13 protein-coding genes and 1 pseudogene are annotated in these 13,219 nt (G+C 39.3%); 11 read left to right on the top strand and 3 right to left on the bottom strand.

Annotation, left to right across the window (positions count from 1 at the left end):
• Both MUB24_RS22155 and MUB24_RS22150 read left to right on the top strand, forming a co-directional pair.
• A pseudogene (locus MUB24_RS22155) lies at positions 1–576 on the top strand (DDE transposase); the annotation flags it as partial.
• A 268-nt stretch (positions 577–844) separates the two neighbouring features.
• The gene (locus MUB24_RS22150) at positions 845–2,170 is read left to right on the top strand and encodes a hemolysin family protein (RefSeq protein ID WP_244707766.1); all 1,326 of its coding nucleotides are present in this window, start codon (positions 845–847) and stop codon (positions 2,168–2,170) included.
• 72 nt (positions 2,171–2,242) lie between these two features.
• On the opposite strand, the gene MUB24_RS22145 is transcribed toward MUB24_RS22150, so the two are convergent.
• Both MUB24_RS22145 and MUB24_RS22140 read right to left on the bottom strand, forming a co-directional pair.
• Positions 2,243–2,437: a capping complex subunit for YIEGIA gene (locus tag MUB24_RS22145; RefSeq protein ID WP_244707764.1), complete on the bottom strand. Its 195-nt coding sequence runs from the start codon at positions 2,435–2,437 to the stop codon at positions 2,243–2,245.
• 21 nt (positions 2,438–2,458) lie between these two features.
• Positions 2,459–3,340, bottom strand: a complete 882-nt coding sequence (locus tag MUB24_RS22140; protein WP_244707762.1) for a YIEGIA family protein — start codon at positions 3,338–3,340, stop codon at positions 2,459–2,461.
• Positions 3,341–3,684: 344 nt separating this feature from the next.
• Here MUB24_RS22140 and MUB24_RS22135 point away from each other — a divergent pair, with 344 nt between their 5' ends.
• The 3 genes from MUB24_RS22135 to glpK are packed head-to-tail and all read left to right on the top strand — an operon-like array spanning position 3,685 to position 7,455.
• Positions 3,685–5,352: a glycerol-3-phosphate dehydrogenase/oxidase gene (locus MUB24_RS22135; protein ID WP_244707760.1), complete on the top strand. Its 1,668-nt coding sequence runs from the start codon at positions 3,685–3,687 to the stop codon at positions 5,350–5,352.
• 16 nt (positions 5,353–5,368) lie between these two features.
• Positions 5,369–5,944, top strand: coding sequence for a glycerol-3-phosphate responsive antiterminator (locus MUB24_RS22130; RefSeq protein WP_244707758.1), 576 nt, complete (start codon positions 5,369–5,371; stop codon positions 5,942–5,944).
• Between the two features lie 20 nt (positions 5,945–5,964).
• Entirely contained in the window at positions 5,965–7,455 is a 1,491-nt protein-coding gene (gene glpK, locus MUB24_RS22125) for a glycerol kinase GlpK (RefSeq protein ID WP_244707756.1), read from the top strand.
• Positions 7,456–7,569: 114 nt separating this feature from the next.
• On the opposite strand, the gene MUB24_RS22120 is transcribed toward glpK, so the two are convergent.
• The gene (locus MUB24_RS22120; protein WP_244707753.1) at positions 7,570–8,241 is read right to left on the bottom strand and encodes an MgtC/SapB family protein; all 672 of its coding nucleotides are present in this window, start codon (positions 8,239–8,241) and stop codon (positions 7,570–7,572) included.
• 302 nt (positions 8,242–8,543) lie between these two features.
• Here MUB24_RS22120 and MUB24_RS22115 point away from each other — a divergent pair, with 302 nt between their 5' ends.
• The 6 genes from MUB24_RS22115 to MUB24_RS22090 all read left to right on the top strand — a co-directional run bounded on the left by MUB24_RS22115 (position 8,544) and on the right by MUB24_RS22090 (position 12,842).
• The gene (locus tag MUB24_RS22115; RefSeq protein WP_244707750.1) at positions 8,544–9,494 is read left to right on the top strand and encodes an ABC transporter permease; all 951 of its coding nucleotides are present in this window, start codon (positions 8,544–8,546) and stop codon (positions 9,492–9,494) included.
• Complete coding sequence (locus tag MUB24_RS22110) at positions 9,487–10,437, top strand: iron chelate uptake ABC transporter family permease subunit (protein WP_244707748.1); 951 nt, start codon at positions 9,487–9,489, stop codon at positions 10,435–10,437. Before MUB24_RS22115 ends, MUB24_RS22110 begins: the two co-directional genes overlap by 8 nt.
• Positions 10,434–11,195 carry an iron ABC transporter ATP-binding protein gene (locus tag MUB24_RS22105; RefSeq protein ID WP_244707745.1) on the top strand — a complete coding sequence of 254 codons (762 nt, stop codon included), beginning with the start codon at positions 10,434–10,436 and terminating at the stop codon, positions 11,193–11,195. The genes MUB24_RS22110 and MUB24_RS22105 overlap by 4 nt, the downstream gene beginning before the upstream one ends.
• A 311-nt stretch (positions 11,196–11,506) precedes the next feature.
• Positions 11,507–12,220: a glycerophosphodiester phosphodiesterase gene (locus tag MUB24_RS22100; RefSeq protein ID WP_244707743.1), complete on the top strand. Its 714-nt coding sequence runs from the start codon at positions 11,507–11,509 to the stop codon at positions 12,218–12,220.
• A gap of 335 nt (positions 12,221–12,555) precedes the next feature.
• On the top strand, positions 12,556–12,693 hold the full coding sequence (locus MUB24_RS22095; RefSeq protein WP_244707741.1) for a hypothetical protein: 138 nt from the start codon (positions 12,556–12,558) through the stop codon (positions 12,691–12,693).
• Complete coding sequence (locus MUB24_RS22090) at positions 12,693–12,842, top strand: hypothetical protein (RefSeq protein ID WP_244707738.1); 150 nt, start codon at positions 12,693–12,695, stop codon at positions 12,840–12,842. The genes MUB24_RS22095 and MUB24_RS22090 overlap by 1 nt, the downstream gene beginning before the upstream one ends.
• The last annotated feature ends 377 nt before the right edge of the window (positions 12,843–13,219 follow it).

The following is a 13,219-nucleotide window of genomic DNA, read 5'->3' as shown; positions in this document are numbered from 1 at the left end:
TCCGGCGACAGAGGATATGACGATACGAAACTAATCGTGAAACTATGGGATGACCATGGAATAAAACCAGTCATTGATATACGAAATATGTGGAAAGATGGGGAAGAAACACGTTTACTTGGGGATTACAAAAACGTTTTTCACAATTTCAAAGGAAATGTTTATTGCCATTGCCCGGTATCCGGCAAACAGCGTGAGATGGCAAATGGTGAATTTGAAAAAGACAGGGGAACGCTCAAAAAGTTGTGTCCGGCTAAACAATATGGGATAGAGTGCGAGGGTGCGGCTGAGTGCCCAGTGGCACCAGGAATTCGGATTTCGCTAGAGGAGGACCGACGCATTTTCACCCCTATTGATCATTCCAGCTATAAATGGAAAAGAGCATACAATAAACGAATAGCGGGGGAACGTGTGAATAGCCGTCTGGACGTGTCTTTCGGATTCGAGAATCATACGATCCGCGGCATGAAAAAAATGAAAGTCAAGTGTGGACTTGCCCTGTGTATCATGCTTGCCATAGCATTGGGTCGGATGAAAGAAAATCAATCTGAAAAAATGAGAAGTCTTGTATCTTAAACTATCCACATGTTGATAAGTCAGGTTTAAAAAAGCAATTTGTGGATAACAGGATACGTATGCCCTTTTTTATACAAAAAAAGAGTGAAATTCAACTTTTCACAAAAAAATAATGCCTTTATTTTTTGTTCATACAACAGAAAATGGTACATCGCAAAAAGATCTCAATAATTAATAATATACATACACTACTTTTTCATTGTATAATAAAAAGTAATACATTTTAAAAAATAGGAGGTGGACCACCTTTCTCTGAAAGGTGAACCATTTGGACGTTGCCAGTTTACTCTTAATCGCTTTATTGATTGCTCTAACAGCCTTTTTTGTTGCTACGGAATTTGCGATCGTGAAAATTAGAAGTTCTCGGATTGACCAGCTAGTAGAAGAAGGGAAGCCAGGGGCAAAAGCAGCGAAGCATGTGATCACTCACATAGATGAATATTTATCTGCCTGTCAGTTAGGGATTACCGTGACAGCTCTTGGAATTGGTTGGTTAGGTGAGCCGGCTGTTAAGGGATTGCTTGACCCTGTTTTTGAAAAGTTGCAAATTAATGCATCTATTTCCACTGCTATTTCCGTTACCGTTTCATTTTTATTCATAACCTTCCTTCACGTAGTAGTTGGAGAGCTTGCTCCGAAAACAGTTGCTATTCAAAAGGCGGAAAATATTACATTGCTTGCTGCTAAACCGATTATCTTGTTTTATAAATTGATGTTTCCATTCATTTGGTTATTAAATGGTTCGGCTCGTCTCATTGTTAAGTCGTTTGGTATGCAACCCGTGATGGAACATGAAACTTCCCATTCAGAAGAAGAACTACGGATTATTTTGTCGGACAGCTATAAAAGTGGGGAAATTAATCAATCAGAATTACTGTACGTTAATAATATTTTTAAGTTTGATGACCGCAGTGCAAAAGAAATCATGGTTCCTAGAACAGAGATGATTTCTCTTTCGACCGATAATAGTTTCCAAGACTGGATGGATATCATTAAAAAAGAGAAGCTGACACGTTATCCTATTTATGATGGGGATAAAGATAATATTATAGGGATTATCAATGTAAAGGATATTTTAATGGCCCAAATCCATCATTCAAAACCACTTCCAGAGATGGAATTAACCGCTTTTCTTAAACCGGTGATTCTCATCATCGAGACGATATCCATTCAAGAGCTCTTTTTAAAAATGCAGCAAGAGAGGATCCATATGGCTGTATTGATGGACGAATATGGAGGAACATCCGGTTTAGTGACAATTGAGGATATAATCGAAGAGATTGTCGGAGAAATCCGTGATGAATTCGATACAGATGAAGTAGAGGAAATCACAAAAATCTCGGATGACCAGTATTTGTTTAGCGGAAAAGTCTTAGTAAATGAAGTAAATGATCTCCTTGGAATTTCCTTATCTGATGAGGAAGTCGATACACTTGGAGGCTGGGTGCTATCTCAAAATAGTGATGTGAAAGTAGGAGACACCTTTACGCATGATCATGTTACCTTCACTGTAAAAGAAATGGATGGGCATCAGGTTCAATACATTGCAGCAAAAAAGGAAGAAGTCTTGTTACCAATGGCTGAAAATGAATAGAAGCGAAAGCATGCTAATACCTTTAATAGCATGCTTTTTACAATTGTAGTATTTACTTTGTGAAGGAACAGCCTATCTTGCAACAATGATTAAGGTTGTTTCATTTAGCTCATAGGCAGATGAATCCATGATTCTTTCTAGTCTCCTAGCCAATTTTTGTAAATCTGTTTTATTATTCGCTAAAAAAACAGGAGCCCCGCCAGAGCTAATATTTTCTTTTTTCGTCGTCACCACAGCTACAATTGAACTTTTCCTATCTTTTTCCATTTGTATATATCCCCCATTCGTTTATTTCCCCTTGTCTGCTTCACGTGGTAAGCGAATCGCACTATCAAGAATCGGGACATTTTCTATTACGGTTTTAACCTGATGGAAATCTGTCTCTTCTGGCATGAGAAATAATCCAATTCGGCCATCCTCCATTTTCCTTTTAGACAATGGAATTAAATCTGGTTCACCTTTATCTATATAGGCTCCGAGAATATTGGCTACATGATGAAGCATGGCCTGTCTTTGCCCAAGATAAGCCAAGGTGAGGGCTGCACTTTCTGTTTTTGGGGTAATCACTACACCCACAGCCCGTTCCGCAATTAATTGTCTAATTGATTCCAATCCCACGTTTTTAATGTGAATATCACTGACATAAAGATTGGGTCCTTCAAAATGGATTTTCCCTTCTGTCACTTCTGCGATAGACGATATGGGTTTTCCAGTCATATTCTTTTTTACGATAATAAGCATAATGATCCCGGCTATAATTCCTAACCAAATTTTGTAAACACAGCATAAGGTTGTCACTAAAGCAGTAAACATAACTAAGTAATTCCTGCTTTCAAATGCTTGAGCCATTCCTTCAATAAAAGAGGTGCCTCGTTTAACCAATTCCTGCTGATCAATATTGGTTAGTGACTCCCTTTCCATATTTCGAACCTCTCGAAATTGGGTGGCTGCAAGTCCAAGGAATGTAACGGCGGTCCAATCAGATTCTAGTACAGCAGGAATGGAAACAGCACCTATAAAGGCGGCAATAAATCCAATCGATAAATGAATGATCCTCCCTTGAGGATAAGAAGGATATTGCCGAAAATCGGTCCGCAATAATATAAAACGAGAAAAAGTCCCAAAAAGAATGCCGATAACGACGGACAGTAAGTAATGATGATGATCCATAGTTTGCCCCTTTGCTATCATAATAACTAAGAATTAGGATTCGCTTTTTCCGAAAAATTATAAGTGAATAAAAAAATAATAAGAAAAGCTCAAGCGTCTTGAAATAGGAAGAACGGCGAAGGATGCCACAACAATCGCTAACGCCGTTCTGACCCGCATCCTAGGGTCCCAAAGTGGTAAGCCTAAGCCAAAACCAATGCAATGAAGAAAGGAATATGATACTATAAAGGTAAGTTCATAAATGGTTGGAGATGCAGAGAGACCAAGCAGCACTATTGTTTAGACTTAGTGTTTGTTTGGTTTCTCTTTTTTTACGCTCAAATGTATGAGGGAGGGATAAAGCCATGGCTAATTTTTCAGGTTTAAAAAGGATAGATGTTTTTAGGGAAATGGAACAGAAGGAATATGATTTACTTATTATCGGCGGCGGGATTACTGGTGCAGGAATTGCCTTGGATGCTATCACAAGAGGTTTAAAGGTTGCATTAGTCGAAAGGAATGATTTTGCATCAGGCACCTCAAGCCGTTCGACAAAGCTGGTCCATGGCGGTTTACGCTATTTAAAGCAATTTGAAATTAAAGAAGTGACGGAACTTGGAAAGGAACGCGCCATTGTTTATGAAAATGGCCCACATGTGACGACACCTGAATGGATGCTCCTTCCTTTTCATAAGGGAGGCACCTTCGGAAAATTTACAACTTCTATTGGACTCATGGTGTATGATTTTTTAGCTGGAGTAAAAAAATCCGAAAGAAGAAGAATGTTATCGGTTAACGAAACTTTAGATAAGGTTCCCTTTATCAAAAAGACGGGGTTGAAGGGCAGCGGTTATTATGTGGAATATCGTACAGATGATGCCCGCCTAACGATCGAAGTGATGAAGGCTGCCGTGCAAAAGGGTGCGACTCTTCTTAATTATGCGAAGGCAGACAAATTTCTCTATAACGATCAAGGAAAGATAATCGGGGTGGAGGTTCAAGATCAGTTAGGCAGTAAACGAGTGACAGTGAAGGCGAATAAGATTGTCAATGCGACAGGGCCATGGGTTGATGAACTTCGTAATATGGATGGGTCCAAAACGGAAAAGCATTTGCGCTTGTCTAAAGGGGTGCATATTGTTTTTGATGAATCTGTCTTTCCTCTGCATCAAGCTGTTTATTTTGACACACCGGATGGTCGGATGGTTTTTGCGATCCCAAGGGGTGGTAAGACATATGTAGGGACAACGGACACATTTTATGAAGGGGATCCAGCAAATATATACGCGACCCAAGAAGATCGCGATTATCTTCTGAAAGCCATTCTGTATATGTTCCCAGATCTGTCGGTGTCAGATTCCCAGATTGAATCCAGTTGGGCTGGGGTAAGGCCGTTAATTCATGAAGAAGGAAAAGCTCCTTCTGAAATTTCTCGAAAAGATGAAATCTGGGAATCAAACAGTGGCTTAATTACAATAGCTGGTGGTAAATTAACCGGATACCGAAAAATGGCAGAAACCGTGGTGAATGTAGTTGTGGATCAATTAAGTCAAGCGGGAGCAGGGGTTTTCGATACATGTCAGACGAAGCATTTGCCTATTTCAGGGGGAGATTTGGGTGGTTCAGCCAAATTAGATACTTTTATCCTAGATAAGGGTAAAGAAGCGGAAAATTACGGATTAACGCAGGAAGAAGGACAGAAATTGGCGAAGTTATATGGTGCGAATGTGGATACTGTTTTTGGATATGTACCGAAACAAAAGGGGGAATTGCCCGCCACCATGTATGCTCAGCTTCTGTATGCAATCCACCATGAAATGACTGTTCAACCAGTAGATTTCTTTATTCGAAGAACAGGAGAATTATTGTTTGATATTCAGAAGGTTCATCAGTGGAAGGATACTGTAATCAAAGAGATGGCTCATATTTTTAACTGGACAGAAGAAGAACAGAAAATGGCGGAAGAAGCATTGAATAAGGAATTAAATCATGCTGCTTTCAGCAGGGGGGGTGTAACCAATCATTTGATTTGAAAGGAAGGGATGCAACATGGCTTTCCATGAACAGAAGGTCTTACCCGCACTAAGAGATTTAAGAAACTTTGAACATATTTTAGATAGCCAATATGAATATTTCGTTTTGCTTGAAATGCGTATTAGCAACTTGGAAAAAATTTTGAATGTGGCTAAAAGACGGGGAAAGAAGGTGCTTGTTCACGCTGATTTGATTCAGGGTTTAAGTACAGATGATTATGCAGCAGAATTTATTTGCAATGATTTGAAGCCAGCAGGGATCATCTCCACTCGCTCAAATATGATTATCAAGGCAAAAGCGAAAGGACTATTAGCGATTCAAAGAACTTTTCTTCTGGATACTATTGCCTTGAAAAAGAGTTATACCTTGATTGAGCGAACAAAACCTGATTATATTGAAGTACTACCTGGTGTTGTGCCTGAATTAATTCAGGAAATTCAAGAACAAACAGGATGTAAGATCATTAGTGGTGGTTTAATCCGGACAGTGGAACAAGTAGAGGCTGCCTTAGCAGCAGGAGCGGAAGCCGTAACAACTTCCCAATTGGATTTGTGGAAAGCTTTTGAACGGAATCGACATAAGGTTCGGTAATGGATGATAGGAGGGGTGATATGGAAAAATATATTTTAGCTTTAGATCAAGGAACAACAAGTTCTCGAGCTATTTTATTTAATCAAAGAGGGAAAATCTTTCATCAAGCGCAAATGGAATTTAAACAATATTACCCACAGCCTGGCTGGGTGGAGCATAATCCGAATGAAATTTGGAGCTCTGTCTTAGCTGTGATTGCCGGAGTGATGACAGAGAAAAATATTCAGCCAGAACAAGTTGCGGGTATTGGGATTACAAATCAACGGGAAACAGCGATTGTATGGGACAAACGGACAGGGAAGCCGATATACAATGCCATTGTCTGGCAGTCGAGACAAACAGCACCAATCTGTGAGGAATTAAAGGCACAAGGATTGGACGATGTTTTTAGGAAAAAAACGGGCTTATTGATCGATCCTTATTTTTCAGGGACAAAAGTGAAATGGATTCTGGATCATGTGGAGGGGGCGAGAGAAAAGGCGGAAAAAGGCGAGCTTTTATTTGGTACCGTTGATACATGGCTTGTATGGAAATTATCCGGTGGAAAGGCGCATATTACAGATTATTCGAATGCCTCTAGAACCCTTATGTACAATATCTATGATTTAGGATGGGATGAAGAGCTGCTCGAGATAATGGGTGTACCGGCTGCTATGCTCCCTAAGGTATGTCCTTCCTCTGAAATCTATGCCCATACAGTGGACTATCATTTCTTCGGTCATGCTGTACCCATTGCTGGAATCGCAGGTGATCAACAAGCAGCCCTATTTGGCCAAACTTGTTTTGAAAGCGGGATGGGGAAAAATACCTATGGAACAGGTTGTTTTATGCTTTTACATACAGGTGAAAAAGCGGTTGTATCCAAACAAGGGCTGTTAACGACGATTGCTTGGGGAGTAGATGGGAAAATTGAATACGCTTTAGAGGGAAGTATTTTCGTCGCTGGATCAGCGATTCAATGGCTCCGGGATGGTTTGCGAATGCTTCGGGATGCCGCTGAAAGTGAAGGATACGCCGAGAAAGTAGAATCCACGAAGGGTGTGTATGTCGTGCCTGCCTTTGTCGGACTTGGAACCCCTTACTGGGATAGTGATGTAAAAGGCGCTGTGTTTGGCCTTACCCGTGGGACGTCCAAGGAACATTTTATTCGGGCTACATTAGAATCACTTGCCTATCAGACAAAGGATGTTTTGAATGCGATGGAAGCTGATTCGGGAATCCCTTTGAAAACTTTACGTGTCGATGGTGGAGCGGTAAAAAATAACTTCCTGATGCAGTTCCAAAGTGACCTATTAGATGTTTCAGTGGAAAGACCGAAGATAGAGGAAACAACGGCATTAGGGGCTGCTTATTTGGCGGGTCTTGCAACAGGTTTCTGGAAAAGCAAGGAGGAAATCGAAAACTTCTGGGAGGTCGATCAAACTTTTACAGCAAATATGGAAGATGCGCGAAGAACATCTTTATATAGTGGATGGAAAAAGGCGATTGAAGCCACTATGGTATTTAAATAACGTAAAAAACCAGACAGTGATGTCTGGTTTTTTACGCTAGTTTTTTAACCTCGAATAAGCGGGCTGATTCTCCAAAGAAGTTTCATAGAGGCAATGATTTTTCGTTGCGCCGCTTTAATGAAAGATAATCGAGGTGACTCCCGTGATTTTATATAAGGTCTGTGTAATTTGATTATCCTCAAGCAATTTTTTCGACTGTAATTTTAAATAGATGACATACTTTGTCGTATGATCAACGTTCTCCATTTTCACACGATAGTCTTTAATCGTAAACTGATGCAGGGTCAGATTGTCAATGACCATTTTAATGGTTTCGGTCGACAGGCATTCAACTGTTAACTGATAAGCCTTAGGGATGGCAAATTTAAACATTCGATTGAGCAATTCCAAACCAACGAGTATTAAAATGGTTCCAAAGATGCCCAATTCGTACATACCAGCACCAATGGACATACCGATCCCGGCTGTTGCCCAAATTCCGGCCGCTGTTGTAAGTCCATAAATGGATTGTCGTTGAACAAGGATCATACCGGCGCCTAAAAATCCGACACCGCTTACAATTTGAGCAGCGACACGACTTGGATCCAGACCAATGCCTTCTTCACGAAGAATATCATCGAAACCATATTTCGAAATAATCATCATGACCGCGCTTCCTAATGCGACTAAGAAATGGGTACGCAACCCTGCTTCCTTAAAGCGCTTCTCCCGTTCTAAACCGACAACAGCTCCTAAAACACCTGCCACTAAAACCCGAATAAAAAACTCATAATTTTCAAAGCTCATCATTTCACCTCTCTATTTTACCGATTTTCATAACTTCCGGTAGTCGGAGAAAATAATAGAATAGAATCATCATAGCAAATTCGCTTTTTGATGAAAAGAAGTATGAAATAAAACTTCGAGAAGATCGATTCCAAATATCATAGAAAAAGGGGAGCCTTTATAAATGTGAAGAAAATTTGACAAATTCTGGGGCGTGCTAGGCACCATTGACTTACTTATAGATATTGATATAATGTAATTGATTCATTGATAATGATTTTCAATGAGATTGAAGAACACATTGGACTGGATCGGGGTTTCCTATGAAAACGTGGTATTTGATTGTCGCCTTCATTGTGGCGTCTTTTATATCGTTATTTGTGGGAGTAAGCGACATTACTCCTTTGGATTTGCTTGATTTTCAATCAGAGAAAACGCAAATCTTTCTCATTAGCCGGCTGCCCCGGCTCGTGTCCATCATATTGGCAGGAGCGGGTATGAGTATTACAGGCTTAATTATGCAGCAGTTAAGTCGGAATAAGTTTGTTTCACCGACAACAGCAGGTACTTTGGATGCAACAAGATTAGGGATTCTTGCTTCCATGTTGCTATTTGCGAATGCCACCATGTTTGAAAAAATGCTTGTTGCCTTTGTTTTTGCCCTTGGTGGAACTTTATTGTTTATGCAAATCCTTGATCGAATTAAATTTAAAGATGCGATCTTTATCCCGCTTGTCGGTCTGATGTTTGGGAATATATTATCATCGATCACCACCTTTTTTGCCTACCGGGCGGATGTGATTCAAAATATGTCTTCTTGGTTGCAGGGGGACTTTTCGATGATTTTAAAAGGTCGATATGAATTGTTATATATTAGCATTCCCGTTTTAATCATTGCTTATCTTTATGCCAATCGTTTTACGGTGGCAGGGATGGGGGAGGATTTTGCGAAAAACTTAGGCCTTGCCTATAAGCGAATTGTGAATATCGGTCTTATCCTTGTTGCTTTAATAACAGTGACGGTTGTGTTAACGGTTGGGACGATACCGTTTCTGGGCTTGATTATCCCTAATATTATTTCGATTATGAAAGGCGACCATATTAGAAAAACTTTGCCGCATACAGCTTTACTAGGGGCTATTTTCCTTCTGATCTGCGATATTCTCGGGCGGGTGCTCATATATCCTTACGAAATCTCCATTAGTTTAATGGTGGGAGTGATCGGAAGCGGCATTTTCCTATACTTGCTATTCCGGAGGAAAGCTTATGCGTAATTCTGTTAAAATCAGTCTTCTTGCTTTGGTCGCTGCAGGATGCTGTGCTCTTTATTTATTTCACCAATTAAATGGAAGCTTTGATTATGCTTTACCGAAAAGGACGATAAAGGTCCTCGCGATGGCGATTACAGGAGTAGCGATTGCTTATTCAACAGTCGTGTTCCAAACGATCACACATAATCGAATTTTAACACCTAGCATTATGGGACTGGATTCACTTTATTTACTGATTCAAACATTAGCCATTTTCTTTTTAGGTTCTGATCACATTACCATTGTGAATAAACAGGTAAACTTTCTTTTATCTGTCGTGGCCATGATTATTTTTGCCCTGTTACTTTTCCGCTTTTTATTTAAAAAAGGACAACAATCTGTTTATTTTTTACTGTTGGTCGGAATTATCGTGGGTACCTTTTTCCAGAGTATTTCCACATTCCTGCAAGTACTAATTGATCCGAATGAGTTTCAAATCGTACAAGATAAAATGTTTGCCAGTTTTAATAATGTCAATGGGGATCTTGTTTGGCTAGCTTTATTCTTTATTGGGTTTGTTCTTATTCTTGGCTGGCGGAATTTGCCATACTTAGATGTATTGTCACTGGGACGGGATATCGCGATTAATTTAGGGATTTCTTACGATAAAATCGTCAAACAAATGCTTGTGATTGTCGCCATTTTAATTTCCGTTTCAACTGCATTAGTGGGACCCATTACCTTCTTTGGTTTAATTGTCGCAAACTTGTCCTATCAATTTTTTAAAACATATAAACATAGTGTTTTGATTACCGGTGCAGCGACGATGAGTGTGATTGCTTTAGTAGGTGGGCAATGGGTAGTGGAAAGAGTGTTTACTTTTAGTACGACTTTAAGTGTGATTATTAATTTTGTTGGTGGGATATATTTCATTTATTTATTGTTGAAGGAGAGTAGATCCGCATGATTCAAGTGCTAAATTTAACGAAAATGTATGGGAAAAAACGGGTGGTCGAAGATGTCACGGTGGATATTCAGCCTGGTCAGATTACTTCTTTCATCGGTCCGAATGGTGCAGGGAAATCTACTTTACTATCCATGGTCAGTCGCTTGCTTGATGCGGATACGGGGGAAGTATTGGTGGATAAAAATAATGTAAAAGCGATGAAATCAGGCGACTTTTCGAAGAAAGTGTCCATCTTGAAACAATCCAACTATATGAATGTTCGTTTAACCGTTCGTGAGCTTGTTTCCTTTGGAAGATTCCCGTATTCCAAGGGACGTCTGAATGATATTGATTCAAAAAAGATTGACGAAGCAATTGACTATATGATCTTAAGAGATATACAAGATCAATATTTGGAGGAATTGTCAGGGGGGCAAAGGCAACGAGCCTTTATCGCTATGGTCATCGCTCAGGATACCGATTATATTTTATTGGATGAACCATTGAACAATTTAGATATGAAACATTCGGTGCAAATTATGAAAATCTTACGCAGGCTTGTCGATGATTTGGGCAAAACAGTTGTGATTGTTCTTCATGATATTAATTTTGCTTCTGTTTACTCAGACAGGATCGTTGCCTTAAAGAATGGCCGAGTTGTGAAAGATGGTCCAACAAATGAAATCATTCAATCTGAATCCTTGAAGGAAATCTATGACATGGATATTCCGATTCAACAATTAAATAATTGTCGTATTTGTGTGTATTTTAATTCCTAACGGATCTCACCGAAGCATTGATTGAAACCAAGCTAACTTATCATGCGAGCTAGGTTTCTTTTTTTGTCTATTTTTAAAAGGAAAGGAACCAATAAATGAGTAATAATGAGCATACCCTCGCTTTTAGCAGAAATAAGAAGAATAATGACATATGGGAGCTATAAATAAAGGGCTTTCATCATGGACAACACTTAAAGCTGACTGATAAAATTTATATGGAAGAATAGAATCAGAGTATCTTATTTTATTCGGGAAGTTACCGAAGTCTTAGATGAAAAACAGCCGAATATTACGATAAATGGGGGATTCAAATGAGTAAGATTAGGGCCCTTGCGCATAGAGGGTATCCAGGGAAATATCCAGAGAATACGTTAACAGCCTATCAGGCTGCTTATGAGCTGGGGTTTAGCCACATTGAGATTGATGTTCAGCTTAGTAAGGATGGCGTTCCCATTCTCATGCATGATATTACGGTCAATCGGATGACGAATGCAAAAGGTTTTATTAAAGACTTTACGTTCGATGAACTCCGGAAGCTGAAGGTAGGAGAAACTGAGACGATTCCGACTTTGGAGGAAGCACTGCAATTTGCAAAAGGGAAAATGAAAGTGGCTGTTGAGTTAAAGCAGCATGGCTATTTGTATCCCGGCTTAGAAGAGAAGACGCTTAAAGTTATTGAGGAAACGGGAATGATGGATTCTATTTATGTAAATTCCTTTGATCATTTTTCAATTATGAAAATGAGAGAATTATCCGAAACAATCGAATTAGGTGTGATTCAGCATGGGGCGACACCAGGCTTATTCGGCTTCTTAAAAGAGATAAAGGCCTCTTCCCTCGCCGTTCGCATTGAGTATTTAACAGATGAATTTGTTCAACTTTGTGAAGATGAAGGACTGCAAATTATTGTCTGGCCAGTAGATAAAAAATGGCAATTTGATATTTTCCGTCGTTATCCGTCCATTTTATGTACAACCAATAAATTGGAAGACTTTAAAAAAATGTATGAGGAAGCTAATTTTTAGAGTCATAAAGAAAGGAATCAGCACTCCAGGATGTGCTGATTCCTTTTTTCACAAGATAGGAAAGAAAAATTGGCTAGTGCTGGTCTAGCTCCAGCGCCTAACCCCGAGAGACTCGCAGGATGCGAATCCATCGGCGTTGCGACAGGACGTCGCGAACTTAGCCGTTCATCCATTAAACGGGCGCTTGCGCTTTTTCTTATGGTTTAGCGTACCAAAAATATACCAAACATTTATTTGTTGATAAGGTAAAGTAGTATCTGATATATTCTTGTTATACATACTTGTATAAAGAAGTCGAATATTTATAATCTTTTCTTTGAAAGGAAGTTATGAAGATGCAAAATAATTGGATAGTCATCAAGAAGGAAATTCAATCCATCGGGGAAGATGATAGTCTTGCTATACTTTGTTTAAGTTCATTGAAAACGATCTCACTAGCTATATTGTTTGAAGAAGAGTTTGGATTTGTGTAATGTCAGAATTAATGGTTCAGTCACTTAAAAAGGATGTAACGGCCTTCGATTACATATATATAGACAACGGGAAAAACTCAGACTTGAATGTATTTACTAAATCGTTCATTGAAGAAATAGATAAGGGGGAAGTGGAATTTGTGGAGTAATCTGAAATATCGTTTTCAAGTTATATTTTTCTTATCTTCCTTCATGTATCGAGTTAAAAAGTTTGGCTCTTCGCTATTTAATGTTGAAAAAACAAGTTACTAGGATCTTTCCGTTTCTATCATTTACTGATATTTTGACACTGAATTACTAGAAAGAGTAAAACCAAAAACCGGACTAGGGATGAGTTCGATTACTCGCTCCACATTCACCACCTGTAACATGAATAATCGTCCCGATGTGTGGGCATACTTATTTGTGGACTAGGGATGAGTTCGGTTGCGAGCGATACATGGCTCCAAACTGTAACTCATTCTTTTTTGTTTGTGTGCAACCAAAGGTGAAAATAGTCATGATTCCATGATCAAGTCCAGTTTAT

Source organism: Lederbergia sp. NSJ-179, from assembly GCF_022867885.1.
GTDB lineage: Bacteria > Bacillota > Bacilli > Bacillales > Bacillaceae_C > Lederbergia.
This window is presented reverse-complemented; position numbering and strand designations above follow the sequence as displayed.

Excerpts from the sequence above, each read along its gene's own strand:
- MUB24_RS22145 (WP_244707764.1), bottom strand. The coding sequence starts at position 2,437 with ATGGAAAAAGATAGGAAAAGTTCAATTGTAGCTGTGGTGACGACGAAA.
- MUB24_RS22140 (WP_244707762.1), bottom strand. The coding sequence starts at position 3,340 with ATGGATCATCATCATTACTTACTGTCCGTCGTTATCGGCATTCTTTTT.
- MUB24_RS22135 (WP_244707760.1), top strand. The coding sequence starts at position 3,685 with ATGGCTAATTTTTCAGGTTTAAAAAGGATAGATGTTTTTAGGGAAATG.
- MUB24_RS22130 (WP_244707758.1), top strand. The coding sequence starts at position 5,369 with ATGGCTTTCCATGAACAGAAGGTCTTACCCGCACTAAGAGATTTAAGA.
- glpK (WP_244707756.1), top strand. The coding sequence starts at position 5,965 with ATGGAAAAATATATTTTAGCTTTAGATCAAGGAACAACAAGTTCTCGA.
- MUB24_RS22120 (WP_244707753.1), bottom strand. The coding sequence starts at position 8,241 with ATGAGCTTTGAAAATTATGAGTTTTTTATTCGGGTTTTAGTGGCAGGT.
- MUB24_RS22115 (WP_244707750.1), top strand. The coding sequence starts at position 8,544 with ATGAAAACGTGGTATTTGATTGTCGCCTTCATTGTGGCGTCTTTTATA.
- MUB24_RS22110 (WP_244707748.1), top strand. The coding sequence starts at position 9,487 with ATGCGTAATTCTGTTAAAATCAGTCTTCTTGCTTTGGTCGCTGCAGGA.
- MUB24_RS22105 (WP_244707745.1), top strand. The coding sequence starts at position 10,434 with ATGATTCAAGTGCTAAATTTAACGAAAATGTATGGGAAAAAACGGGTG.
- MUB24_RS22100 (WP_244707743.1), top strand. The coding sequence starts at position 11,507 with ATGAGTAAGATTAGGGCCCTTGCGCATAGAGGGTATCCAGGGAAATAT.
- MUB24_RS22095 (WP_244707741.1), top strand. The coding sequence starts at position 12,556 with ATGCAAAATAATTGGATAGTCATCAAGAAGGAAATTCAATCCATCGGG.
- MUB24_RS22090 (WP_244707738.1), top strand. The coding sequence starts at position 12,693 with ATGTCAGAATTAATGGTTCAGTCACTTAAAAAGGATGTAACGGCCTTC.